We start from the raw sequence: 23,077 nt of genomic DNA, 5'->3' as shown, positions 1-23,077 counted from the left end.
GTCGCAAATAACACGGCTTGATCAAGTATAGACCAGAGGAAATCGGACCATCAATATGACGAAAAAAATAGCGGCAGGGATAGGTCTGCTAGGAATCGTCATTCTGGCCGGGTATCTTATCAGTCAGCGCATTTCTATTTCATGGCGTCCCGCTCAAACTGCAACTCCCGATATCAAGACCTTATCGTTATCTGAAATAAGCAAAGCCGGAAAGGAACAAATCTGGATTTGTCCGATGCATCCAGAGATCATGCAGAACCATCCGGGCACCTGCCCGATTTGCGGCATGGATCTGGTGCAGTCAAAAAATTCCGCAGCTCACAACCACGACCATGGCATTCATATCGATACCGCATCCATCCAGAAACTTGGTGTCAGGTTAGCAAGTATAAAAAAAACCTCGCTCAGCCATGAAATCCGCACTTATGGCAACGTAATAGTCGATGGCGATACACTTTATAACGTTCATACCAAGGTCGATGGCTGGATAAAAAAGCTAAATATCAATTCGGTCGGACAGCAGATTCGCAAAGGACAAATAATCTATGAGATTTATTCTCCCGATTTGATTACACAGCAAAAAGAGTATTTGAGGTTTGTGGTACGCCGTGATCAGACGTTAAAAACGATAGGCGACATTTCTCCACTAGTGGAAAATCCCTATGTGATGGATCTTCTGCAAGAGCTTTCCAGAGAAAGAACTAAATTTCTCCATAAAGATATTGGCATTGAATCCGTTCAACAGATGGAAGACTCAAAGCAACCCATTGAGGTGGTTAAAATACTGGCGGGCCAGGCAGGGGTTGTGACACAAATTAATGCACGCGAAGGTAACTTCGTCACGCCTTCCGCCACCCTGTTTACTCTAGCCGATGTCTCCAAGGTATGGATTGACATCACGCTTTACCCCGACCAGGCTGGCCGGGTAAAGAATGGCGATGCGGTGACCATAAAAAGCCCCGATGGGCAAGAAATTAAAACCAAGCTTGACTTTATCAATCCCCTCGCCGAAAACAACAAAATCAACGCAAGGGTGACGCTTAATAATACCAATCTACATTTGCGCCCTGGAAGCTTTGTCGACGTGATTATCCACGCCCAGCCGCATGAAGCCCTCGTTTTACCCCGCTCGTCTGTAATACACACTGGACAAGGCGACTTGGTAATTTTGTCCAGAGGGGAGGGGCATTTCCTTCCTGTGAATATTGAGACCGGAACCGAAAGCGGGGACTGGATCGAGGTTGTAGATGGTCTGCTGGAAGGCGCAGAAGTAGCAGTAAACGGCCAGTTCCTGCTGGACGCAGCATCGTCGCTGCATGATGCCGCGCAACGCATGCAGGAAACGCATAAGCACCAATGATTGCCCGCGTTATATCCTGGTCATTACGTAACCATCTGCTGGTTTTGCTGCTTGCAGCTTTAATCAGTGCATGGGGGATTTACTCCTTGCGTCATACCGCACTGGACGCAATTCCCGATCTTTCTGATGTCCAGGTCATCATCAAAACCACTTACCCCGGCCAATCGCCGCAAGCAGTGGAAGACCAGGTAACTTATCCGCTTACCTCGGCGCTACTGTCGGTACCTGGTTCTACTGCGGTTCGCGGCTTTTCCATGTTTGGCGAGTCGTTTATTTACATCATTTTCAAGGATGGAACTGATCCCTACTGGGCGCGCACGCGCGTGCTCGAATACCTGAGCCAGATGGCGGGGAAGCTGCCGCCCGGCGTCACCCCGGCACTTGGGCCGGATGCGTCTGGCGTAGGCTGGATTTTTGAATATGCATTAACCGATCGACAACATCGACACGATCCTGACCAATTGCGCGCGCTACAGGATTTCTTCCTGAAATATGAATTGCAAAGCCTGCCCGGTGTCGCCGAAGTGGCGAGTGTCGGTGGCATGGTGCGGCAATATCAGATCGAAGTTAATCCGACCCGACTGGCCGCATATAAACTGACACTGGACAAAGTAGCGCAGTCAGTACGCGACAGCAACCTGTCCGGCGGGGGCTCAGTAGTAGAAATGGGACGTGCCGAATACATGATCAGGGCGCGCGGCTACCTCAAAACACTGGATGATTTCCGGCAAATTCCGCTCGGCACAGACATACAAGGAATCCCCATCCGCTTACAGGACGTGGCGAATATCCAGACGGGGCCGGAAGCGCGCCGTGGCGTGGTCGATCTCGATGGTGAGGGCGAGGTAGTAGGCGGGATCGTCGTGATGCGCTACGGCAACAACGCACTGGAAACGATAGAGCGGGTCAAGACGCGCTTGCAAGAACTGAAAGCAGGATTGCCACTAGGGGTGGAATTAGTCGTTACCTATGACCGCTCCGACCTGATCAAACGCGCCATCAGCACCCTACGCGAGAAATTGATCGAGGAATCACTGGCAGTAGCTTTGGTCTGCCTGCTGTTCCTGTTTCACCTGCGTTCATCGCTGGTGGCAGTTGTAACATTACCTATCGGCATTTTGACCGCTTTCATCATCATGCAACAACAGGGCGTCAGCGCTAACATCATGTCGCTGGGCGGCATCGCCATCGCCATCGGCGCAATGGTTGACGCTGCCATTGTGATGATCGAAAACATGCATAAGCATCTGGAGCGTGCCGGAGCCAAACCCGATTACTGGCAGGTGGTGAAAGTAAGTTCACTGGAAGTAGGCCCAGCCCTGTTTTTCTCGCTACTGGTAATCACCATCTCCTTCTTGCCGGTGTTAACACTGGACGGACAAGAAGGCAGGCTATTCGCACCCCTCGCCTACACAAAAACTTATGCAATGGCCGCCAGCGCGTTCCTGGCGATAACGCTCACACCGGTGCTGATGGGCTATTTCATTCGCGGGCGCATTCGCCCAGAACAGCGCAATCCGTTGAACCGCATATTACAAGCCCTGTACCGGCCAGTGCTGCTGGCAGCCTTAAGTAAACGCAAATTGACCGTACTCGCCACGCTATTGCTCTTAGCTACCGTGGCGTGGCCGCTGGCCAAACTGGGCAGCGAATTCATGCCGCCACTGTATGAAGGCGACCTGCTTTATATGCCAACAACCTTGCCCGGCTTGTCCGTAGACGAGGCAGCTAATATTTTGCAAATCACAGATCGCCTGATCCGCGCACTACCGGAAGTCGAGCGAGTATTCGGCAAGGCCGGACGCGCCGATACGGCGACCGATCCGGCACCGCTTTCAATGCTGGAAACCACCATTCTGCTGAAGCCGCGCGACCAGTGGCCGCCGGGAGAAACGGTAGAGCAACTGATACACAAGCTCGATGACCAAGTGCGCCTGCCAGGGCTCACCAACTCCTGGGGCTATCCAATCCGCACCCGCATAGACATGCTTTCCACAGGCATCAAAACGCCGCTGGGAATTAAAGTCACCGGCCCTGATCTGGCCGGCATCGCTCAGCTAGCCCAACAAATTGCGGCGGCAATCAAGAGCGTGCCCGGTACGCGCACTGTATTCGCTGAGCGTGCCACTGGCGGACGTTATCTGGACATTGACATTAACCGAGCTCAAGCCGCACGGTATGGCGTTACCGTAGCCGATGTGCAGCGCCTGGTACAAGGCGCAATCGGTGGCGAAAACATCGGCACGGTGATTGACGGTCGCGAACGCTTCCAGATCAACCTGCGCTATCCACGCGCCCTGCGCGATTCTCTGCCGACAATAGCGGCCAGCCGAATCACCATGCCTTCCGGGGCGCAAGTGCCGCTGGGCGAATTGGCGCATTTACACTTCAGTGAGGGGGCTTCGGAAATCAAAAGCGAAAATGCGCGTTTGACCGCCTATGTATATATCGACATCACCGGGCGCGATCTCGGCGGTTATGTGAACGAAGCCAAGCGCACACTGGAAAAATCGGTGACATTGCCGCCCGGCTATGCCATTGCCTGGTCGGGTCAGTATGTAAATTTGCAACATGCCAAAGAACGCATGCAGTGGGTCATTCCGCTGACGCTGATACTGGCGGTCTTGTTGCTATATATGCACTTCCGTCATTTTGGCAAAGTGCTGCTGGTGCTGCTGTGCCTGCCATTCTCCCTGATCGGCGGCTTCTGGCTGGTATACGCGCTGGGATACAATTTATCGGTAGCAGTAGCGGTGGGCTTCATTGCACTGGCTGGCGTAGCCGCCGAATTTGGCGTAGTAATGCTGCTGTATCTTGATAATGCCATCGAAGATTTACGCAGCGCCGGACGCTTGAACAACCGTCATGATTTGCACCAAGCCATCATTCAGGGAGCACTGCTACGCATCCGCCCAAAAATGATGACCGTCTCGGTAATCGTGGCGGGCTTGTTGCCCGTGATGTTCAGCCAAGGTGCCGGGGCAGAGGTCATGAAACGCATTGCCGCGCCGTTAGTAGGTGGCATGCTTACGGCACCGCTGTTGTCGCTAATCGTGATCCCAGTGCTGTACTCGTGGTGGCAAGGGCGGAATATGCCGAAGGATTGATGAAGGGTTCAGCGATAACTTGTAATGAATTTAGAGGTATCCTTTATTGAAAGAGAGACATCCGCATGACAAGCTTCGCTAAAAGTTCGTAGCAAACGTAGTAACTTGCCTGCAATCCACCGATTCCTGGCAAATAATCCGACGGCCATTCGAGGGTGCCATTTAAAATTCCGGTAGGCGCCGCAATTACCGGCAATCCCGCCGTAATGAATTCCGCTTTTGCTCGTGGCATGTCAAAGCTATGCGTGACGAGTACGACTTGCCGAATGTTTTCTTTTGCCAGTATCGCAGCAGAAAATGCCGCATTCTCGCGCGTGTTTCGTGATTTATCTTCGCTCCAGCGAACTTTGATTCCGAACTCGTTTTCCAGAGCTTCCCGCATCAATTTCGCTTCCGTTTCACCCCCCAGTACCGATCCACCGGCGACGAGCACCGGCAACCCGGTATTTTTTGCGACCCGCGCGCCGTAGCGCACGCGCTCGAGGGTTAGCCGCCCCAATGTATCCCCACCGTACTCCAACGCATTGTTACGAATTCCGCCACCGAGGATCACGATGGCTTGGGCGTGACGTGCTTCATTGAGGTCAAGCGGAGGCGATGTGTCGAGAAAATGCATCAGTTGATAAGAAGCAAAAGGAGTAGACAGCGCAAGCAGGTAGACCGTTGCAATGATTGCGATCGCTCTGCCCGTGCGCGGAAATCTATGTACCAGAAACAGGCCAACGAGAATGATTAATAGCAACCCTGTGGGAGGCAGAATAATCGTCTTGGCGATTGCCTTGAGCAGAAAAATATCGGGCATGTTTTATATAGAAAATAATGTGATCGAGATAAATTGTGAGAATCGATATTGCTTTTTTCTCACGGAGCTGGAGATGCTGCTGAATCATAAAGTGAGGTCAACTCATAGAGGTTCACACACGTAACAAATTTGCCACATCGCCAGTAGAGCAAGGTCGATCTGTGACACGCCCAATATTCGCAAGAAATTCTTAACATCCTCTGATCCTGCAATCAGCGTGCTGAACGCAGATAGAACAGGTTGCGGGTTTTCCTCCATGATTTGCACCTTCCGCATGATCTTGTACCCAGCCTGCTGGCAGGCGTCTTCAAATGATCCTGGCGTAAAAAAGCGAATATGCGTCACATCCAGCAAACCCATCAACTCATAATCGAATCGATTCGAAAGTAGTCCGCCAATAATGGAACGGTGTCCCATATTTGGAATTTGAAATACACACTTTCCACGCTCGGATAACAATTCCTTCGCCAAAACCATGGCTTCCCACGGGTCGTACATATGTTCAAGTACATCAGCAAATGAAATAACATCGAAACCGCCCGGATAGTCTGCCTTGAGCCCCCCGATTGCTGCATCAAAGGCACTTGAATAGACGCGATCACAAACCTGTTCTGCGGCCTTTGCGGCAAACGCGTTCATTTCAACACCGACACAAACGGCACGGTTATGAAGACCTTTTTTGACCGCAGCAATCAGTTGACCGCGATTGCATCCCACGTCTAGATAGGTCGATGGTGCTAACTCGACACATATTTTTCTGACGTCTTCAGGAACGAAATGTTTCTGGTAGGGCGCATCGCCAGACTCATGGATTCGGAGCATCTCGTAGGGGTTGCGTTTCTTGTTCATAACAATAACACTCGTATGCGGCAAGGCTCTCATTGTCCCTTGAACCATTCATCCGGTAAACAGCCAGGCCGAGCTATCTTACGAATATCAAGATTGCGATAGTTTTTCTTTGTGGTGTTACGTACAGGGCTGTCAGGCTCCCATCTGGACTCGGTTGTTTAAAATGATTAACAGTATTTTTTGCGGGCTCGAGCTTTAGTTTCCTTGCATCAGAGTTTTATCAGTCCTGTAACATGCATCCTTATCTTGTGCAGGAGTTTGCGCTACTTAACTCCGAATGATTACAGCGTCGAAATAGGTTCAGTTCACCAAAAATTAAGTATATTGAGTTAACAAGACACAATGGAGACACCTATTTCGGTTTGCCTACCGTTGGATTCATGGTGCAAGATTTTATTAACCGAAATGCGGCGCCCGGAATTTTGGCAACTTACGGTGGCAATTTCAATCATAAATATACGACCAGGATATCTCGACTCCCCCCATGACGTAGAGAGACTGCGCAAATCAATGTGCATCAATGGAATCTACCATTGAGTTTCCTATCCTTATCACCCACGTCCAGCAGACAAACAATGAAAAGAATACTTGTAACCGGTGGGGCTGGATTTTTAGGGTCGCACCTGTGTGAGCGGCTGATAACCAGCGGCTCAGATGTATTGTGTGTTGACAATTTTTTCACGGGTAACAAGGAAAACATCAAGCATCTTCTGGGACACCCCCATTTTGAATTGATGCGGCACGATGTCACTTTTCCGTTATATGTGGAGGTCGACGAAATTTACAATCTGGCCTGCCCTGCATCACCGGTGCATTACCAATCTGACCCGGTACAAACCACCAAGACAAGTGTGCATGGCGCTATCAACATGCTGGGCCTGGCCAAGCGGGTAAAGGCAAAAATCCTCCAGGCAAGCACGAGCGAGGTGTATGGCGACCCGGAAGTTCAACCCCAGTCGGAAGCGTATTGGGGCAGGGTCAATCCGATTGGTATTCGCAGTTGTTACGATGAAGGCAAGCGCTGTGCTGAAACGCTTTTCTTTGACTACTGGCGACAGCACCATTTGCTGATCAAAGTGGTACGAATCTTCAACACTTACGGGCCGAGGATGCAGCCCGGCGATGGCCGTGTGGTCAGCAATTTCATCGTTCAGGCCCTCAACGGGGATGACATCACAATTTATGGTGATGGTGACCAAACCAGAAGTTTTTGCTACGTTGACGATTTGATTGATGCGTTGATCCTAACCATGGGTACCGGCGATGACTTTACCGGACCTGTCAATATTGGAAACCCTTCAGAAATTTCGATTCTGGAGCTCGCCCAAATAGTGATTGAGCTGACAGGCTCAAAGAGCAAATTGGTTTTCAAGCCTCTGCCCCAGGACGATCCCAAACAAAGACAGCCCGACATCGACCTGGCAAAAAGCCAGCTAGATTGGTACCCAAGGGTTGACCTGATCAATGGCTTGAAAAAAACAATCGCCTATTTCAAAATTTAAATGCCCATTCACAATGGTGGCCACCAAATGAAGGTTGCGATTATTACGCCGTACTACAAAGAGTCGGATGCAATCCTGCGGCGATGCATCCAAAGTGTATTGGCGCAGACACATCAAGATACAAGGCATTACCTCATTTCTGACGGACATCCCAAGCCAGATGTTACTTCAGGCGTTAAGAATCTGTCTTCTATCAATTTGCCGGTCGCTCATGGCGACTTTGGATGTACGCCCAGAAGTGTGGGAGCCATCTGCGCCTTGAACGAAGGTGCCGATGTCGTTTGTTTCCTGGATGCGGATAACTTGTACGAACCAAATCATGTGACGAGCTTGGTGAATGTTTATGAACAAGCGCAAGTAGAGGGAGAAGTTCTGGATGCGGTATTTTCTTACCGACACATTTTTGTGCCTGGTCATGAGCACCTGCGCCTTGAACATACAGAGGATTTGCAGCATACCCATGTAGACACAAACTGTATGTCGTTTGCCCGGTCTGCAGCTTTTATGTGGCCTATGTGGGGCATGATTCCAAATGCTTGGATGTCCATATGTGACCGTGTGATGTTTGACATGTTCAAGCTCAATCAGCTCAAAAGTGCATGGACTGGACTGCACACGGTCTTGTACGAATCCAACTGGCGTGACCACTACGTGCAAGCCGGGTTGCCGATTCCTACTCATGGATTGCACGATGGCTCGGTTAGAAAAATAGTTAGCCCCTCAGCCGAGGAACTATTCGCGCGACTGCGGGTGAAGTAGCTGCACCCTGCACGGAGACCAGTTTGACGGAATGCGTTCCATTGGCTCCTGTTGAATGAAGCCTTGTATTGCATTAGAAATTTATCTGCTGGCTGATATGAAAAAATCTAGCGAATTCGAGTTTGAAGTGCAACAGCCAGTGGTTGCTTGGTGGAGCGGGCGATGGGAATCGAACCCACGGCTCTAGCTTGGGAAGCTAGGGTATTACCATTATACGACGCCCGCATGTAGAATGGATGTTACCTTAACGCGACCAGAATTTGAAAGTGATTTCAGTCTCAATTAACGGCGAAGTTCGCCAATTCGATCATCCTGTTTCCGTCGCTACGCTCCTCGAACAGATGCAACTGACAGGCAAGCGCATCGCGCTGGAACGCAACGGTGAAATCTTGCCGCGCGGACAATTCAACCAACAACTGCTGGCAGATGGCGACCGACTTGAAATTGTTGTCGCAGTCGGTGGTGGTTAATCACGGAACACATTAATGAACAAAGACACACTGCTCATCGCGGGCAAAAGCTATAACTCGCGCCTGTTAATCGGCACCGGCAAATACAAGAATTTTACCGAGACGCAGGCGGCGGTGGAGGCCAGTGGCGCCGAGATCATCACCATCGCTATCCGTCGCAGCAACATCGGACAAAACCCGAACGAGCCGAATCTGCTGGACATTCTGCCGCCATCGAAATATACCCTGCTGCCCAACACGGCGGGGTGCTACAGCGCGGACGACGCCGTGCGCACGCTGCGACTCGCACGTGAACTACTGGACGGGCACTGTCTGGTCAAGCTGGAGGTGCTGGGTGATCCGCAATCGCTTTATCCGAATGTGGTGGAGACCCTCGCCGCCGCAAAAACGCTGGTAGCGGATGGCTTTCAGGTAATGGTGTATACCTCGGATGACCCCATCATCGCAAAACAACTGGAAGACATCGGCTGTGTCGCGATCATGCCGCTGGCTTCGCTGATCGGCTCCGGCATGGGCATCCTCAATCCGTGGAATTTGCAGCTCATCATGGGCCGCGTACAAGTACCAGTTATTGTGGATGCGGGAGTGGGCACTGCCTCAGACGCGGCCATCGCCATGGAGCTCGGTTGCCATGGGGTGTTGATGAATACCGCCATTGCCGCCGCACAGCAGCCGGTATTGATGGCCTCTGCCATGAAGCTGGCCGTGGAAGCTGGTCGCATGGCTTTTCTGGCCGGGCGCATGCCAAAGAAATTGTATAGCGCTTCGCCTAGCTCACCTACCAGTGGATTAATAAATTGATACCTCAGCGCTCCTCACACATTCGCAGCTATGTGCTGCGACAAGGGCGCATCTCCAATGCGCAACAGCGTTGCCTTGATACACTCCTGCCGATTTATGGCATCCCCTACCTTTCTCAATCGCTGGATTTAGAAAATATTTTCGGCAGAACTGCGACTAAAATCCTTGAGATCGGCTTCGGCATGGGTGAGACCACTGCCGCCATCGCCCAGTCGCATCCGCAAAATGATTATCTTGCTCTTGAGGTGCACACTCCGGGTGTGGGCAGTTTGCTCAAACAGATTGAAGAATTGGACTTGAAAAATATCCGCCTCATCCAGCATGATGCAGTTGAAGTACTGCGCGATATGCTGGCGGATAACATATTGGACGGCGTCCATATTTTTTTTCCCGATCCTTGGCACAAGGCACGCCACAACAAGCGTCGCCTAATTCAGCCTCCGTTTGTGGCGCAACTGGTGAAGAAAATCAAACCGGGTGGCTATATTCATGTCGCCACGGATTGGCAGGATTACGCTGAACAGGTACTCGCAGTGTTGAGCAGCGAAAAATCACTGGAAAATACCGCGGCGAATTATGCTCCGCGCCCGGCTTATCGCCCGCTTACTAAATTTGAACAGCGCGGGCTGCGTCTGGGGCATGGCGTTTGGGACTTGGTGTTCAAGAAACCCTGATCAAAATCCGTGAGTCACCGCGGAGTGACAATTCCACAAACTTTACTTGCGCAAAAAAATCTGTAGCAAGTCATTCAAAAAGTGCCGCCCCAACTCGGTCGGTGCGATGCGCTGCAGGCCTCGTTCAATCAGGCCACGTTGCTCGGCCTGCTCCAGTTCACGGCGGATCAGCAGCAAAGACAAGCTGGTGCGTTCGGCAAATAGCACATCAGCAAACCCTTGATTCAAGCGCAATGCATTCATCATGAATTCAAACGGCAACTCTTCGCGCTTCACTGCATGTTCGGTCTGCACCGGCACACCCTGCTTTACCTGTTGCAGATAGGCCTGCGGCTGTTTATAACGTACCTGACGCAACACTTTGTCCGGGAAACTCAGTTTGCTGTGTGCACCCGCGCCGATGCCCAGATAATCACCAAATTGCCAGTAATTCAGATTATGGCGTGCCTGTTTTTTTGGCTGGGCAAAAGCCGAGGTTTCGTAATGTTGATAGCCGTGCGTGCTGAGTATTTGTTCAATATCCTGCTGCATGACACTGCACAGATCATCGTCCGGCAGGGCTGGCGGATAACGGTGAAAAAGTGTATTCGGTTCCAAGGTAAGGTTGTAGCAAGATAAATGTTGCGGCGCAAATTCCAGTGCGGCTTGCACATCCTGCGCCGCTTCCGCCTGCGTTTGCTGCGGCAAGCCATACATTAAATCCAGATTAATGCTGGCAAAATGCTGCTGTGCGATTTCTACGGCCCCCCGCGCCTGGGACGCATCGTGGATACGTCCCAGCGCCTTGAGGTGAGTATCGTTGAAACTCTGAATGCCGAGCGATAGGCGATTGACACCTGCATCACGGAAACCTGCAAACTTATCTGCCTCCACTGTGCCTGGATTGGCTTCCAGCGTAATTTCCGCGCCATGATCCAGCGGCAACAACATGCGTACTGCAGAGAGAATTTGTTCCATAGCCTGCGCAGAAAACAAGCTGGGCGTACCGCCACCGATGAATATGGTGTATACCTTGCGCCCCCAGATTTGCGGCAGTGCCAGCTCCAGGTCGCGCACTAACGCCGCCACGTATTCCTGCTCTGGCAGAGCCTCGCGCGCCTCGTGCGAATTAAAATCACAATAAGGACATTTACGCACACACCACGGAATATGAATATACAAAGACAGCGGCGGTAAAGCCTTAAAACTGATCTCCTGCGTCGTGGAGTCGAGTGGGTGTACAAGGTGAATATTCATGGGTACGTCGAGGAATACCATCAACAATATTTGGAAAAACGCGGACAAAATCACTGCTATTAGAAATGACGGTGCGGGCGACTTTGTCTGCTGCTGCACACGGCCGGAATGCCGAGAGCTGTTTGCAATTCCATCGTTCTCAATACTCCACTATTTGCAGCCTTTGTAGCAGAATATGCAGTGCCTGTGCACGGTGGCTGATCTGCGCCTTCTCGTCGCGGCTCAATTCCGCGCTCATCTTGTTGAGTTGCGGCAACCAGAACAGCGGATCGTAACCAAATCCTCCTTCTCCACGCATCTGCTGCGCAATTTCACCATGCCATTCACCTTCCGCAATCAGCGGTTGCGGATCGTCAGCATGGCGCACCAGCACTAGCACACAGTAATAATGCGCACGCCGGTCAACCATTCCTTCCATCGCTTGCAACAGTTTTTCATTGTTGCGCGAATCCAATTTCGGTTCGCCCGCATAGCGCGCGGACAACACACCAGGTGCGCCGCCCAAAGCAGCTACGCATAGTCCAGAGTCATCCGCCAGTGCAGGCAGGCCGCTGACACGACTGACATGGCGCGCCTTGACCAGAGCATTCTCAAGAAAAGTGCAGTAAGGTTCTTCAGCCTCATCAATGCCCAATTGCGCCTGCGTCAATATCTCGATGCTGAGTGACGCAAGCGTTAACTGCAACTCGTGCAACTTACCCGGATTGTTGGAAGCAATAACCAGCTTGTGCACAGTGCGTTACTTTCCCAGAGCCGCGCGCTGCATTTCAATTAACTGCGCGATGCCGGATTGCGCCAAATTGAGCATGGCATCCATCTCAATGCGGCTGAAAGCATGACCCTCTGCCGTACCCTGCACCTCAATGAAATGCCCCGCACTAGTCATCACCACATTCATATCGGTATCACATAAAGAATCTTCGGCGTAATCAAGATCAAGCACCGGCATGCCCTGATAAATACCCACCGAAATCGCAGCGACGAAATCACGCAATGCGTTCTCCTGCATCAACCCTTGCTTGATCAATCCACTAACGGCATCGTGCAAAGCGACAAAAGCGCCGGTAATGCTGGCAGTGCGCGTCCCACCATCGGCCTGAATCACGTCGCAATCCACTTGGATGGTGCGCTCGCCCAATTGTTTCAAATCCACCACTGAGCGCAAACTGCGTCCGATCAGACGCTGAATTTCCTGCGTGCGTCCAGACTGTTTGCCCTTGGCTGCTTCGCGCCCCATACGGCTACCGGTAGAACGCGGCAGCATGCCGTATTCCGCCGTAACCCACCCCTCACCAGAACCTTTTTTATGAGGCGGCACACGCTCCTCCACGCTGGCGGTACAAATCACTTTTGTGTCGCCGCATTCAATCAACACCGAACCTTCGGCATGCTTGGTGTAATGACGTGTGATAAGAATAGAACGAAGCTGATCGGATTGCCGCTGACTGGGACGCATAAAAATAATCCAGAAAATGAAATGGCACGCATTATAGCTCGTGCCACTCAGGCCATCAGAATTAGTCCAATACAATTGTTGCAGGCTAGTTTGGAATTTTATATAACAAAATTTACAATATCCAATCGTCATATAATGCACATACTGTAGTTCAATTCCTGAAAAAACGTAGCAAGGCATAAATAAATCAGGCCCTTGTTTAACATTGAAATCGGGTTGAGCAATCACCCAAGCCATATTATCTGGAGTCCCAATGATTTTTAGCATGACCGGCTTTGCCACTGCCGCAACAGAACTCGACACCGGATCGCTTGCAGTGGAACTGCGAGCGGTCAATCACCGTTACCTCGACCTCCAGCTACGCATGCCAGACGAGCTGCGCATGCTGGAGCCCCTGTTACGCGAGATCCTTGCTGCGCAGCTGACACGCGGCAAGGTGGAATGCCGCATCGGTTTCGCCCCACGGCCATCCGTACAAAATCCGGCGCAGCTGAATCAGCCCCTTGTACAACAACTGGCTCAATGGAGCGACGAGGTACAAGCCATCTTGCCCGAAGCAGATGGCTTGAGCGTCGCCGATGTGTTGCGTTGGAATGGTGTGTTGCAAAGTGCGGCTATACCGACCGACACACTGCAAACCATGGTGCCCGAACTGCTGCATCAAGTATTGCGCGAGTTCACCGCAGCACGCGGACGCGAAGGCGACAAGCTACAAGAATTTCTGTTGCAGCGCATAGAGCAAATCGAAACCTTATGCACCCTGGTCGCACCACGTATCCCGACAGCAATTGCAGCGTATGAAGAAAAATTGGCCGCACGTTTGCGCATAGCGCTGCAAACGGGAGATGATGAACGCGTGCGGCAGGAAATTACATTGTTCGCCAGCAAAATTGATGTGGATGAAGAGTTGTCGCGTTTGCAAACGCATCTGGTCGAAATGAAACGAGTGCTGGTCAAAGGCGGAACAGTAGGCAAGCGGCTGGATTTTCTGATGCAGGAACTACACCGCGAGGCGAACACGCTAGGGTCAAAGTCCGTCGATGCAGAAGTATCGCGTGCGTCCATGGAAATGAAGCTATTGATTGAGCAGATGCGTGAACAAATACAGAACTTGGAGTAATGTTTCATTCTGTTGCACGTCATGTGATGTATTTATAGCCACCCGCGTTATTTGAACGGGGTTGAGGTGGAGCGATATCAACTTCCACTAAATTGAAAGCAGGCATTACAACAGAATCAAGGAGAAATGCATGGCGAATTTGCCTTACGTTCAAGTCACTGGCAGTCTTGAAATAATGCTTGAGAAAATCAAAACGGCATCGGTTCCAGAAAAATTCTCGCAAGATTATGTTTCTACCAAGTTACAACTTAAAGGCGGCTCTGGTAGAGCGCTTATCCCATTTATTAAAAAAATGGGTTTGGTAGCCTCTGATGGAACACCAACAGATAGATATCGAGAGTTTCGTAACCCTGCAAAGTCAGGCTTCGCAATTGCAAAGGCGATGCGCGAACTTTACGAAACCCTTTTTGAAATGAATGAGTATGTTTATGAGTTAGATAACAATAAGCTCAAAAGTATAATTATCGAAGCAACCGGCGCTGAGGCTAACTCAACCGTAGTACAAAAAACATTATCCACCTTCTGCGCACTGAAAAAAATTGCATCATTTGACACGAATGAAAACAACAGTTCAGGGGAATCAAATGGTAAATCAACAGAAAATGCCATGTCCCAAAATACCTCTCCTGTCCCCCCTATGCAGCAGATTGCATACAAACAACCCTCATCAAAGAGTGAAGGAATTAACCTTTCTTACACCATCAACTTAAACTTGCCAGCTACCACTGATATTGAGGTATTTAATGCGATTTTCAAAAGCCTTAAACAACACTTACTACAGGAGTAAAAGGTGAGCCGCTCTACTGCTGTTAAAGCATTTGCAATGACAAACATGCTTCTAGAAGCAGAGCTCGATCAAGTAGAAGAAAAATTTCAAATTGACCTTGGTCGAAACAGAAATAAGGGCAACAAAATTGAGGACAAATACTATCCTCAATTTGCCTCTTCGCTTCGTGCGGAAGCGCGAAAAATGTCACAGCATTATGAGGTTTTCTACTGTCTTGAAAAGTCCATTCGCCAGCTAATCGTAGACATATTCGAAGCGACAGGCAATCCGGATTGGTGGGGAAATTTGGTTCCAGATGTGGTCAGACAAAATGTCATCAAGAGTATCAAACGAGAGAAGGAGGCGGCAGTAACTCCGCGATCATCAGAGCCCATCGACTACACCACATTTGGGGAGTTAAGTGAGATCATTAAATCAAATTGGTCGCTCTTCGGTGGGGTTGTGTTTAACGAACTAAAGGCTGTGGAAAAGGTTATGGCTAACCTAAACTCGCTCCGAAATCCAATTGCTCACTGTTCACCACTAGCTGAAGATGAAGTTCTTCGACTAGAACTTGCATTGCGTGATTGGTTCAGAATTATGACCTGAGTAGAACCATATCAGAATCAATGAGCGATCCTATTGAAATACATCCCGAAAAAATTTAAATCTGTTCGCTGCTCAAGGAAAAGCGCGGGGGCAGTTCTAACATTCAATCAAAATACTGGAATGTTAGAACTGACTTCATGACTGGGGTCAGAGTAAACTTAAAGCTTCTGTTATGCCATCTTAAATTATTCACTTCACTAAATTTACTCTAACCCCAGCCATGTAACTATTGGTAGCCTTGGCCAATGCGGTCATAGGCGGCAAACTTTTCCGGATCGGACAGTACGGCGCAGGCATCATTAATTTCTTTCATCCGACCCTCCGGGGTTTTTTCGGGGACACGTCCGGATGATATTTGCGCGCCAGTTTGCGGAAATATTTCTTGATCTCTTCCGCCGCGGCATCACGCGATATGGCCGGTATCTTGTAATAGTCCTGATATTGCATGAATCTCTCCAGAATATTTCTGACTCATAAACTATATATGGTCAGATTTTTCCACTTTCAAGCACTTGAAAATTTATGTTCGTGTCCACAGATTGCGGGGTATGGCAATCCTGCCAGCATTTACCCGTTGAAAGGAGACATCATGCATTATCGAGGTATTTTTCCCCGCGATCTGTTCTCGGAACTGGAGCGGTTGCAGCGTGAGTTTGACGGCTCCCCCAGCATTCGCGGTGCGGCGCCAGGCTATCCGGCCATGAACGTTGGCACAACACCGAAGTCGGTTGAGGTCTATGCCTTTGCGCCCGGCATGACACCGGAGGAATTCGATGTGCAAGTCGAGAATGGCGTGCTGACCATCAGTGGCGAGCGCAAAAACATAGTGCCGCCTGAGGGAGCGACCATACATATTGGCGAACATTTCTCCGGGCGTTTCCGACGTGTCGTATCACTGCCGGACGACATCGAGCCGAATTCAACTACGGCCAGTTATCGCGATGGCGTGCTACACGTCTGCGTGGCGCGCAGGGAAGCTGCCCAATCGCGCCGGATTTCGGTTCAATGAGAAAGGAGAACACCATGAGCGAGAAAGTCATCAAGCGTGAAAATGCGAGTGAAGAGAGTGCAGCCATGCGCCCTGCAGTGAACGTAGTTGAAGATGCGACCGGCATCACACTGTATGCCGATCTACCTGGAGTGCCAAAAGAAAAGTTGTCCATCCATGTGGACGGCGACAACCTGATTCTGGAAGGCGAGCTGGAAATAAATTCCCCGCCGAACATGGAGGCGATCCACGCTGAAGTCGATCTGTCGCGTTACCGCCGGGTATTCACCCTGTCGCGGGAACTGGATGGCGACAAGGTATCGGCAGGATTCCGACATGGCGTGCTGGAATTGCGCATTCCGAAGGCCGAGCATGCCCAGCCGCGCCGGATCGTAGTGCAGGCAACCTGATCTCATGACCCGGCGGTGGATTTACTCCACTGCCGGATATAGATGGGAGGTTCATCATGCAAATCAACATAACTGCAAACTGGGGTCAGCGTAAACTTAAAGCTTCTGTTATGCCATCTTAAATTATCCACTTCGCTAAATTTACTCTGACCCCAGTTGCAGAAAACATCAGCACCACCACACCCAGCGCAACCATGGCAATGAGCGCGACCACCTTGCCCAATAAACTCGGGGAACGAGCCGAAGTAGAAATATATTTAATCTGCATGGAATAAGTTTTTCGCATCCTTGCAGCAAATAGCGGCAGTCGCGTAAGATAGACCCATTCCCAAGGGGGAATAGCATAAGCAGCAACCAGACTCCGGAACCCCATCGTCAAAAACATATAGGGTTGGTTGGTCATTGAAAATGCATGGAACTCTGCTCCCTTGTCATTCTGGCTTGATAGCTACCGGAATGGTAGCAATCAAAAGCCCTGACTTTGATGGAGCGCGATATGAACAACACAACAATACATGATTTGAGAATCACCGTTGCAGATGAAGACGGCACCTACAGGACATTGCTGGAATCCACCAAGGCCATCCCTTGGAAGATTGACTGGGAGACCAAAAAATTCAGCTACATCGGACCGCAGATCGAGAAGCTGCTCGGCTGGACACAAGAGAGCTGGCTGACTGCGACCGACTGGATAGACCGCATTCACGAAGCAGATCGCGAGAAGACAGCGAACTTCTGCATCTCCCAATCAATCGATGGCGTTGACCACGAGGCGGATTACCGCGCACTGAAGGCAGATGGCAGCTTCGTGTGGATACGCGATGTCGTCCACGTCATCCGCAAGAATGGCGAAACGACTGAACTGGTTGGATTCATGTTCGACATCTCCGAGCGCAAGAAGATGGAAGACGAACTGCTTTCACTCAACCACAAGCTGGAAGTGCTGGCACTGCAGGACGGCCTCACTGGCGTGGCAAACCGCAGACTGTTCGACCAGACCCTGAAAACCGAATGGTTCCGTTCCCAGCGCGAACACCAGCCACTCTCACTGATTGTCATCGACATCGACTACTTCAAGCAATACAACGACCGCTATGGACACATTCAGGGAGACGAATGCCTGATCCGTGTTGCACATGCATTGAACAATATCCCGCTACGCTCAACCGACCTGTTCGCCCGTTACGGCGGCGAGGAATTCGTTTTACTCCTGCCCAATGCAGACCTCAATTCGGCCATTGAGATCGCCGAAAGATTCCGCGCGGCCATCCAAAACTTGGGTATTCCGCACGAGGCTTCCAAAGCAAAAGACGTGGTCACCGTCAGCGTGGGGGTCGCATCCGCCACTCTTGCTTCCGATAGCGAACCCGCCTCGCTGCTGGCCGAAGCCGACAGGATGCTCTATCAGGCGAAGGAACTGGGGCGCAACCGGATTGCCAGCAAGTAGCTCTGAATCAACATTCTGAATGCCACAAAATTAATGAGGAGACTATAACAAATGCCTACAGGATATTTAGATCCGCCTGTTTTCATAATTGAGAAGCATGAAACGGCAATAAATATTTCCCAAACTCCTTTTTTCTACAATGATAACGGGCACCCCACTTACGTCAAAGAACTCCCGAGCGGTGTGACGCCACTCGTCCCTGCGCCAATCGATCCACGCGTGGCGATAGGAAGTGAGTATGTTGTTTCTGAGGTGATTGGGGTAAAGCAGAATGCCCCTTATGGTGTAGAAACCCAACTCGGTTTCGTCGCAGACAAGGTTGTCTTTGACCCCATGTGGGCGACTCGTGACGTGGCGGCAGCGTTTGGCATCACGCTGGTAGAGCAGGGCCAAGCTGTACCCCTGAGCTGCCCCGTCAAGGAGCTGTCGCAGATTGAATACGAATACGGCGTCTTTGCCGGGCACTGGTCACCTTACCAAAACACGGGAAACAAATTGCTCACTGTCGTCTGCACCGACCTTGAGCACCACGACTTCCCGCACATCTTTGCGTCAACCGATCCCAACCTTCCGCTGGTCATTTCGGTCGGGCGTTACTGGCCCAAGCTGCATAAGATCCGCTTGGTGGACCTCTGGGTGCCCCGTGGTAGCGCCCTGTATATCCCGCCCAAACCTGCATTATTGGGCCAGGAATGCATCGACCTGCATAACAATCGCAACTCGGCACGTGCGTGCTGGGGGCACCTCGATAAGAGCAGTCTGATGACCCACACCCTGCTTCAGACCAAAAATGGGTATTTCTACTGGTATTGGAATGCAACGCCCACGGTCCACACAAACTTGCCGCTGCAGCCGTAGCCAAGCATGGTGAGCACTCGTGCCCACCCTACGACTGGGCTACCATAGGAGCGGGCCATGCCCGCGACCAAGCGACACGCGGGCGTGGCCCGCTCCTACAAGCTTCAACTACGGTATTTAGGTTTCTAAGGACGCGCTGAATAATTCATGTCGGTCATTGCGAGCAATGCAAATAAATAAATAATTATATCTTAATCAATGACATATGCATCGTAACTTCGCTTCGCTCCCCGCGGTGACGGAATAAGTCAGCGTCTCCCTAATTCAGTAAGGTTGCCGCTCTCACCCCAACGTCTTGAATACCACCTCCTGCACATCCTTGGACAAGCCTTTGGTTGCGGCGACTTTCTGCAACGCGGCCTGCATCTGTTGTTTCAGCGCAGGCTGGTATTTTTTCCAGTGATCCAGCGTGCGTACCAAACGTGCGGCCACCTGCGGATTGAGCTTGTTCAACGCAATCACCTGTTCTGTCCAGAAGGCATAGCCGCTGCCATCCGCTGCATGGAACTGTGACGGATTGCCGTTGCAGAAACTGGAGATCAGGCTGCGTGCGCGGTTGGGATTTTTCAGAGTGAACGCGGGATGGGTCATCAGCTTGCGCACCGCTGTTACATCGGTATGCATCGCGATCGCCTGCAGGCTGAACCATTTGTCCACCACCAGCGCCTCGTTTTTGAAATCCCGATAGAAGTTTTTCAATGGCTGCTGTGCCGTCTTGCTGCCGGTATTCACCAGCGCCATCAGCGCGGCCAAGCGGTCGGTCATGTTGTCGGCTGCGTCGATCTGCGCGTGGGCCAGTTGCAGCGTGGATTCATCTTGCCAGCCTAAAAGATAAGACAGGCACAGGTTCTTCAGGCCGCGCTTGCCGGCCGATTTTGCATCGGGGCTGTATTTGCCGGGTGTCAGGTTGGCTGCATAGACAGCGATGAAATCGGCCTTGAGTTTTTCAGAGATCGTCTTGCGCATGAACTGGCGCGCCGTGTGGATCGCCTGCGGGTCGATCACTTCGCACTGTTCGGCCAGCATCAATTCCGAAGGCAGCGTCAGCACCACTTCACGGAAAGACGGATCCAGCGCCGTGTCGATGAGCGTGGTACGCAAGGCGTTGATGAACAACTCATCCAGCGTCAGCGCTTCACCCGCCTGCACCTGTTTAATCAGATTCAACAGACGTTGCATCGCCAGGCGTTGTCCGGCCTCCCAGCGGTTGAAGGCATCGCTGTCATGCGCCATCAGATGCGCCAGCTCCTGGTCGGTATAGTCATATTCCATCACCACCGGCGCAGAGAAGTTGCGCAGTAATGATGGCGTGGGTTTGCTGCTGACGCGGTTAAAGATGAAAGTCTGTTTTGCCTTGGTCAGCTCCAGCACGCAGGTGGTGGCAGGTTTATTGATCCGGCTCGATTTGAACGGGACTCCCGTTCGTGCTGAGCTTGTCGAAGCACGAGCATCCATCCGCATTTCGACAGGCTCAATGCGAACGGATTCTTGGGTAAACGGAACCGGATCAATAGTAGCATCGTCAAGAGTCAACGCCATGTCGCGGCCCCGGTCATCGAGCAGGCCAACCGCAACGGGGATATGGAAAGGCAGCGGCTTCTTTTGTCCGGCGGCGGGCTTGCAGCGCTGGCTGAGCGTCAGCTCATAGGTGTGTTTGGCGGCGTCGTAATGGCTTCGCACCTTGAGCTGCGGCGTGCCGGGCTGGCTATACCAGCGCTCAAACTGGGCGAGGTCGCGCCCGCTGCTGTGTGCCATCGCCGCGCGGAAATCGTCGCAGCTAACCGCCTGCCCGTCATGCCGTGCAAAGTACAGGTCCATGCCCTTGCGGAAGCCGTCACGCCCCAGCAGGGTCTGGACCATGCGCACCACCTCGGCACCTTTTTCATAGATCGTGACTGTGTAGAAATTGCTGATCTCCACAAAACTGTCCGGCCGCACCGCATGCGCCATCGGCCCCGCATCTTCGGAAAACTGCACCTGGCGCAGCATGCGCACATTTTCAATGCGACTCACCGCGCGACCGCTGTCCGTGCCGATCATGTCGGCGGAGAATTCCTGGTCGCGGAACACCGTGAGTCCTTCCTTCAACGACAACTGAAACCAGTCGCGGCAGGTCACGCGGTTGCCGGTCCAATTATGAAAGTATTCATGGCCGACCACCGCCTCGATATTGGCGTAATCTGTATCGGTGGCGATGCTGGGGTTGGCCAGCACATACTTGGTGTTGAAGATATTCAGGCCCTTGTTTTCCATCGCGCCCATGTTGAAGTCGCCCACTGCAACGATCATGAAGCGATCCAGATCCAGCTCCAGCCCGTAGCGTTCCTGATCCCAGCGGATGCTGTGCTTGAGCGAATCCATCGCATGCTGCGTCTTGTCCAGATTGCCCGGCTCCACCCACACTTGCAGCAGCACTTTTCGTCCACTATTTAATTTGAATTTTTCTTCCTGGCACACCAGCTTGCCTGCCACCAGCGCAAACAGATAGGAAGGTTTCTTGAACGGGTCTTCCCACTTGGCATAGTGGCGACCTTTGGGCAGGTCACCCTGTTCGATCAGGTTGCCATTGGACAGCAACACCGGATACTTTTTCTTATCGCCGCGCAGCATCACCGTGTATTTCGCCATCACATCCGGGCGATCGGGAAACCAGGTGATCTTGCGGAAACCTTCGGCCTCGCATTGGGTAAAAAAATTGCCGTTGGAGACATACAGGCCCATCATCGAGGTATTCTTCTCGGGCTCAACCAGTGTCTCGATCTCCAGCGTGATCTCGTCCGGTGCGTTGGCGATGCGCAATTTCCCGTCCGCTATTGAGTAACCCTTAACACCTTTGCGCAGCGTCTTGCCGTTCATGCGCAAGGCCACCAGCTTGACGCCGTCGCCCAGCAGCTCCACATCCTTGTTGGGCGATGCGCTATTGCGCTGCAGGATGATGCGCGTGGACACACGCGTTGCCGCGGGGTCGAGATCGAAACCTATTTCAATGGTGTTCACCCAATAGGCCGGGACAGTGTAGTCTTTGCGATGGATGGTGACGGGTGGTTTCTGGGTCGGGTTCTGGGTCATGAGCGGCAGATCTGGAGGATGTGAGATGAAGCGGATTTTAACAGGGTCGGGGCTGGTGGGGCTGAAATGCAGTACCCGCGAGCACTTAAACCCTGTTCACTGGAACTCTTGACCTGTAGTGCCACATACGGCACTATTAAAAAATGAGCGCACACGAAAAAACTCTCGCCAAAATGCGCAACAACCCGCGCGACTGGCGCATGGATGATCTGAAATCGGTTGCCAACCACTTCGGCATCGACTGGAGAAACGAGGGAGGAAGCCATCACGTGTTTTCATTCCCCGGCGTGGAGGATGATGTGTGTGTTCCGGCACACCGGCCTATCAAGCCGGTGTATGTGCGCAATTTTGTGGCGCTGGTCGATAAAGCAAAGGAGTTGCAATTATGAGCGAAATTACGATCACGCATGTCGAACCGCCTTATCCATTCGAAGCCTATGCCCATGTAGTTGAGCCGCTGACGGAAGAGGATGGCGGGGGCTATCTGATTACCTTTCCCGATCTTCCGGGTTGCATGTCAGATGGCGAAACCGAGACAGAGGCCGTTCTCAATGCACGCGATGCATTTTCCGCCTGGATGTCAGCGCGAGCCCATATCGGAAAACCCATCCCGAAACCGACACGACACGGGGAAAGCGCCGAGCCGGTGCGCTTGATGCAACGCCTACCGCGCAGCCTCCACGCCAACCTTGTGGCAAGAGCCAAGGCCGAAGGCACCTCGTTAAATACGCTGGTGACGATGCTACTGGCCGAAGGGCTGGGCAAGCGTGAGCATCGCGCCTGATGCGGCGAGC

General features: G+C 51.8%; 24 protein-coding genes and 1 tRNA gene. 16 read left to right on the top strand and 9 right to left on the bottom strand.

What is annotated here, in order from left to right:
• Positions 1 to 55 precede the first annotated feature (55 nt).
• Both MKZ32_RS00400 and MKZ32_RS00395 read left to right on the top strand, forming a co-directional pair.
• Positions 56 to 1,360: an efflux RND transporter periplasmic adaptor subunit gene (locus MKZ32_RS00400; RefSeq protein WP_239795443.1), complete on the top strand. Its 1,305-nt coding sequence runs from the start codon at positions 56 to 58 to the stop codon at positions 1,358 to 1,360.
• Positions 1,357 to 4,467 carry an efflux RND transporter permease subunit gene (locus MKZ32_RS00395; protein ID WP_239795442.1) on the top strand — a complete coding sequence of 1,037 codons (3,111 nt, stop codon included), beginning with the start codon at positions 1,357 to 1,359 and terminating at the stop codon, positions 4,465 to 4,467. Before MKZ32_RS00400 ends, MKZ32_RS00395 begins: the two co-directional genes overlap by 4 nt.
• Before the next feature lie 43 nt (positions 4,468 to 4,510).
• On the opposite strand, the gene MKZ32_RS00390 is transcribed toward MKZ32_RS00395, so the two are convergent.
• Both MKZ32_RS00390 and MKZ32_RS00385 read right to left on the bottom strand, forming a co-directional pair.
• Positions 4,511 to 5,269 carry a YdcF family protein gene (locus MKZ32_RS00390; RefSeq protein WP_239795441.1) on the bottom strand — a complete coding sequence of 253 codons (759 nt, stop codon included), beginning with the start codon at positions 5,267 to 5,269 and terminating at the stop codon, positions 4,511 to 4,513.
• Between the two features lie 102 nt (positions 5,270 to 5,371).
• Entirely contained in the window at positions 5,372 to 6,118 is a 747-nt protein-coding gene (locus MKZ32_RS00385; protein WP_239795440.1) for a class I SAM-dependent methyltransferase, read from the bottom strand.
• A gap of 575 nt (positions 6,119 to 6,693) precedes the next feature.
• On the opposite strand from MKZ32_RS00385, the gene MKZ32_RS00380 reads away from it, so the two are divergent.
• Positions 6,694 to 7,620 (top strand): UDP-glucuronic acid decarboxylase family protein, encoded by a 927-nt coding sequence (locus MKZ32_RS00380; RefSeq protein WP_239795439.1) that lies wholly within the window; start codon positions 6,694 to 6,696, stop codon positions 7,618 to 7,620.
• A gap of 27 nt (positions 7,621 to 7,647) precedes the next feature.
• Positions 7,648 to 8,379: a glycosyltransferase family 2 protein gene (locus MKZ32_RS00375; protein ID WP_239795438.1), complete on the top strand. Its 732-nt coding sequence runs from the start codon at positions 7,648 to 7,650 to the stop codon at positions 8,377 to 8,379.
• Positions 8,380 to 8,530: 151 nt separating this feature from the next.
• On the opposite strand, the gene MKZ32_RS00370 is transcribed toward MKZ32_RS00375, so the two are convergent.
• A tRNA-Gly gene (locus MKZ32_RS00370) sits at positions 8,531 to 8,604 on the bottom strand.
• Positions 8,605 to 8,645: 41 nt separating this feature from the next.
• Between MKZ32_RS00370 and thiS the strand changes: the two genes are divergently transcribed.
• The 3 genes from thiS to trmB are packed head-to-tail and all read left to right on the top strand — an operon-like array spanning position 8,646 to position 10,324.
• Positions 8,646 to 8,849, top strand: coding sequence for a sulfur carrier protein ThiS (thiS, locus tag MKZ32_RS00365; protein WP_239795437.1), 204 nt, complete (start codon positions 8,646 to 8,648; stop codon positions 8,847 to 8,849).
• A 15-nt stretch (positions 8,850 to 8,864) separates the two neighbouring features.
• On the top strand, positions 8,865 to 9,650 hold the full coding sequence (locus MKZ32_RS00360) for a thiazole synthase (protein ID WP_239795436.1): 786 nt from the start codon (positions 8,865 to 8,867) through the stop codon (positions 9,648 to 9,650).
• A complete protein-coding gene (trmB, locus tag MKZ32_RS00355; protein WP_239795435.1) occupies positions 9,647 to 10,324 on the top strand; it encodes a tRNA (guanosine(46)-N7)-methyltransferase TrmB in 678 nt (225 codons plus the stop codon). The genes MKZ32_RS00360 and trmB overlap by 4 nt, the downstream gene beginning before the upstream one ends.
• 42 nt (positions 10,325 to 10,366) lie before the next feature.
• Here the strand turns inward: trmB and hemW are convergent, their stop codons facing one another.
• From hemW to rph, 3 genes are all read right to left on the bottom strand, one after another.
• On the bottom strand, positions 10,367 to 11,560 hold the full coding sequence (gene hemW, locus MKZ32_RS00350; protein WP_239795434.1) for a radical SAM family heme chaperone HemW: 1,194 nt from the start codon (positions 11,558 to 11,560) through the stop codon (positions 10,367 to 10,369).
• A gap of 139 nt (positions 11,561 to 11,699) precedes the next feature.
• Positions 11,700 to 12,293, bottom strand: coding sequence for an RdgB/HAM1 family non-canonical purine NTP pyrophosphatase (gene rdgB, locus MKZ32_RS00345; RefSeq protein WP_239795433.1), 594 nt, complete (start codon positions 12,291 to 12,293; stop codon positions 11,700 to 11,702).
• A gap of 6 nt (positions 12,294 to 12,299) precedes the next feature.
• Complete coding sequence (gene rph / locus MKZ32_RS00340; RefSeq protein ID WP_239795432.1) at positions 12,300 to 13,016, bottom strand: ribonuclease PH; 717 nt, start codon at positions 13,014 to 13,016, stop codon at positions 12,300 to 12,302.
• A 253-nt stretch (positions 13,017 to 13,269) separates the two neighbouring features.
• Between rph and MKZ32_RS00335 the strand changes: the two genes are divergently transcribed.
• The 3 genes from MKZ32_RS00335 (at position 13,270) to MKZ32_RS00325 (ending at position 15,511) form a co-directional block, all read left to right on the top strand.
• The gene (locus MKZ32_RS00335; RefSeq protein ID WP_239795431.1) at positions 13,270 to 14,136 is read left to right on the top strand and encodes a YicC/YloC family endoribonuclease; all 867 of its coding nucleotides are present in this window, start codon (positions 13,270 to 13,272) and stop codon (positions 14,134 to 14,136) included.
• Between the two features lie 130 nt (positions 14,137 to 14,266).
• Positions 14,267 to 14,923 carry a DUF5343 domain-containing protein gene (locus MKZ32_RS00330; RefSeq protein ID WP_239795430.1) on the top strand — a complete coding sequence of 219 codons (657 nt, stop codon included), beginning with the start codon at positions 14,267 to 14,269 and terminating at the stop codon, positions 14,921 to 14,923.
• A 3-nt stretch (positions 14,924 to 14,926) separates the two neighbouring features.
• Positions 14,927 to 15,511: a Swt1 family HEPN domain-containing protein gene (locus tag MKZ32_RS00325; RefSeq protein ID WP_239795429.1), complete on the top strand. Its 585-nt coding sequence runs from the start codon at positions 14,927 to 14,929 to the stop codon at positions 15,509 to 15,511.
• A gap of 309 nt (positions 15,512 to 15,820) precedes the next feature.
• Here MKZ32_RS00325 and MKZ32_RS00320 read toward each other — a convergent pair whose 3' ends face one another.
• Positions 15,821 to 15,958, bottom strand: a complete 138-nt coding sequence (locus MKZ32_RS00320) for a DnaJ domain-containing protein (RefSeq protein ID WP_275584234.1) — start codon at positions 15,956 to 15,958, stop codon at positions 15,821 to 15,823.
• Positions 15,959 to 16,100: 142 nt separating this feature from the next.
• Between MKZ32_RS00320 and MKZ32_RS00315 the strand changes: the two genes are divergently transcribed.
• Together MKZ32_RS00315 and MKZ32_RS00310 are read left to right on the top strand one after the other, a co-directional pair.
• Positions 16,101 to 16,520, top strand: a complete 420-nt coding sequence (locus tag MKZ32_RS00315; protein ID WP_239795428.1) for an Hsp20/alpha crystallin family protein — start codon at positions 16,101 to 16,103, stop codon at positions 16,518 to 16,520.
• Between the two features lie 14 nt (positions 16,521 to 16,534).
• Positions 16,535 to 16,909 (top strand): Hsp20/alpha crystallin family protein, encoded by a 375-nt coding sequence (locus MKZ32_RS00310; protein WP_239795427.1) that lies wholly within the window; start codon positions 16,535 to 16,537, stop codon positions 16,907 to 16,909.
• Between the two features lie 118 nt (positions 16,910 to 17,027).
• Here MKZ32_RS00310 and MKZ32_RS00305 read toward each other — a convergent pair whose 3' ends face one another.
• Entirely contained in the window at positions 17,028 to 17,312 is a 285-nt protein-coding gene (locus MKZ32_RS00305) for a hypothetical protein (RefSeq protein ID WP_239795426.1), read from the bottom strand.
• Between the two features lie 93 nt (positions 17,313 to 17,405).
• Here MKZ32_RS00305 and MKZ32_RS00300 point away from each other — a divergent pair, with 93 nt between their 5' ends.
• Both MKZ32_RS00300 and MKZ32_RS00295 read left to right on the top strand, forming a co-directional pair.
• Positions 17,406 to 18,356 (top strand): sensor domain-containing diguanylate cyclase, encoded by a 951-nt coding sequence (locus MKZ32_RS00300; RefSeq protein WP_239795425.1) that lies wholly within the window; start codon positions 17,406 to 17,408, stop codon positions 18,354 to 18,356.
• Between the two features lie 51 nt (positions 18,357 to 18,407).
• Positions 18,408 to 19,214, top strand: a complete 807-nt coding sequence (locus tag MKZ32_RS00295) for a hypothetical protein (RefSeq protein ID WP_239795424.1) — start codon at positions 18,408 to 18,410, stop codon at positions 19,212 to 19,214.
• A gap of 282 nt (positions 19,215 to 19,496) precedes the next feature.
• On the opposite strand, the gene pepN is transcribed toward MKZ32_RS00295, so the two are convergent.
• Positions 19,497 to 22,283 (bottom strand): aminopeptidase N, encoded by a 2,787-nt coding sequence (gene pepN / locus MKZ32_RS00290; protein ID WP_239795423.1) that lies wholly within the window; start codon positions 22,281 to 22,283, stop codon positions 19,497 to 19,499.
• Positions 22,284 to 22,426: 143 nt separating this feature from the next.
• On the opposite strand from pepN, the gene MKZ32_RS00285 reads away from it, so the two are divergent.
• Positions 22,427 to 22,672 (top strand): hypothetical protein, encoded by a 246-nt coding sequence (locus MKZ32_RS00285; protein ID WP_239795422.1) that lies wholly within the window; start codon positions 22,427 to 22,429, stop codon positions 22,670 to 22,672.
• Entirely contained in the window at positions 22,669 to 23,067 is a 399-nt protein-coding gene (locus tag MKZ32_RS00280) for a type II toxin-antitoxin system HicB family antitoxin (protein ID WP_239795421.1), read from the top strand. Before MKZ32_RS00285 ends, MKZ32_RS00280 begins: the two co-directional genes overlap by 4 nt.
• Positions 23,068 to 23,077: the final 10 nt, after the last annotated feature.

The organism is Candidatus Nitrotoga arctica (genome assembly GCF_918378365.1).
Classification (GTDB): domain Bacteria; phylum Pseudomonadota; class Gammaproteobacteria; order Burkholderiales; family Gallionellaceae; genus Nitrotoga; species Nitrotoga arctica.
The sequence above is the reverse complement of the archived record's forward strand: the minus strand, read 5'-3'. Positions and strand labels throughout refer to the sequence as shown.

Coding starts and splice junctions, on each gene's coding strand:
- MKZ32_RS00295 (WP_239795424.1), top strand. CDS start 18,408: ATGCCTACAGGATATTTAGATCCGCCTGTTTTCATAATTGAGAAGCAT.
- MKZ32_RS00335 (WP_239795431.1), top strand. CDS start 13,270: ATGATTTTTAGCATGACCGGCTTTGCCACTGCCGCAACAGAACTCGAC.
- hemW (WP_239795434.1), bottom strand. CDS start 11,560: ATGAATATTCACCTTGTACACCCACTCGACTCCACGACGCAGGAGATC.
- MKZ32_RS00280 (WP_239795421.1), top strand. CDS start 22,669: ATGAGCGAAATTACGATCACGCATGTCGAACCGCCTTATCCATTCGAA.
- MKZ32_RS00305 (WP_239795426.1), bottom strand. CDS start 17,312: ATGACCAACCAACCCTATATGTTTTTGACGATGGGGTTCCGGAGTCTG.
- MKZ32_RS00375 (WP_239795438.1), top strand. CDS start 7,648: ATGAAGGTTGCGATTATTACGCCGTACTACAAAGAGTCGGATGCAATC.
- MKZ32_RS00400 (WP_239795443.1), top strand. CDS start 56: ATGACGAAAAAAATAGCGGCAGGGATAGGTCTGCTAGGAATCGTCATT.
- MKZ32_RS00310 (WP_239795427.1), top strand. CDS start 16,535: ATGAGCGAGAAAGTCATCAAGCGTGAAAATGCGAGTGAAGAGAGTGCA.
- MKZ32_RS00300 (WP_239795425.1), top strand. CDS start 17,406: ATGAACAACACAACAATACATGATTTGAGAATCACCGTTGCAGATGAA.
- MKZ32_RS00385 (WP_239795440.1), bottom strand. CDS start 6,118: ATGAACAAGAAACGCAACCCCTACGAGATGCTCCGAATCCATGAGTCT.
- MKZ32_RS00395 (WP_239795442.1), top strand. CDS start 1,357: ATGATTGCCCGCGTTATATCCTGGTCATTACGTAACCATCTGCTGGTT.
- pepN (WP_239795423.1), bottom strand. CDS start 22,283: ATGACCCAGAACCCGACCCAGAAACCACCCGTCACCATCCATCGCAAA.
- MKZ32_RS00320 (WP_275584234.1), bottom strand. CDS start 15,958: ATGCAATATCAGGACTATTACAAGATACCGGCCATATCGCGTGATGCC.
- MKZ32_RS00360 (WP_239795436.1), top strand. CDS start 8,865: ATGAACAAAGACACACTGCTCATCGCGGGCAAAAGCTATAACTCGCGC.
- rph (WP_239795432.1), bottom strand. CDS start 13,016: ATGCGTCCCAGTCAGCGGCAATCCGATCAGCTTCGTTCTATTCTTATC.
- MKZ32_RS00330 (WP_239795430.1), top strand. CDS start 14,267: ATGGCGAATTTGCCTTACGTTCAAGTCACTGGCAGTCTTGAAATAATG.
- MKZ32_RS00285 (WP_239795422.1), top strand. CDS start 22,427: ATGAGCGCACACGAAAAAACTCTCGCCAAAATGCGCAACAACCCGCGC.
- MKZ32_RS00380 (WP_239795439.1), top strand. CDS start 6,694: ATGAAAAGAATACTTGTAACCGGTGGGGCTGGATTTTTAGGGTCGCAC.
- MKZ32_RS00315 (WP_239795428.1), top strand. CDS start 16,101: ATGCATTATCGAGGTATTTTTCCCCGCGATCTGTTCTCGGAACTGGAG.
- MKZ32_RS00390 (WP_239795441.1), bottom strand. CDS start 5,269: ATGCCCGATATTTTTCTGCTCAAGGCAATCGCCAAGACGATTATTCTG.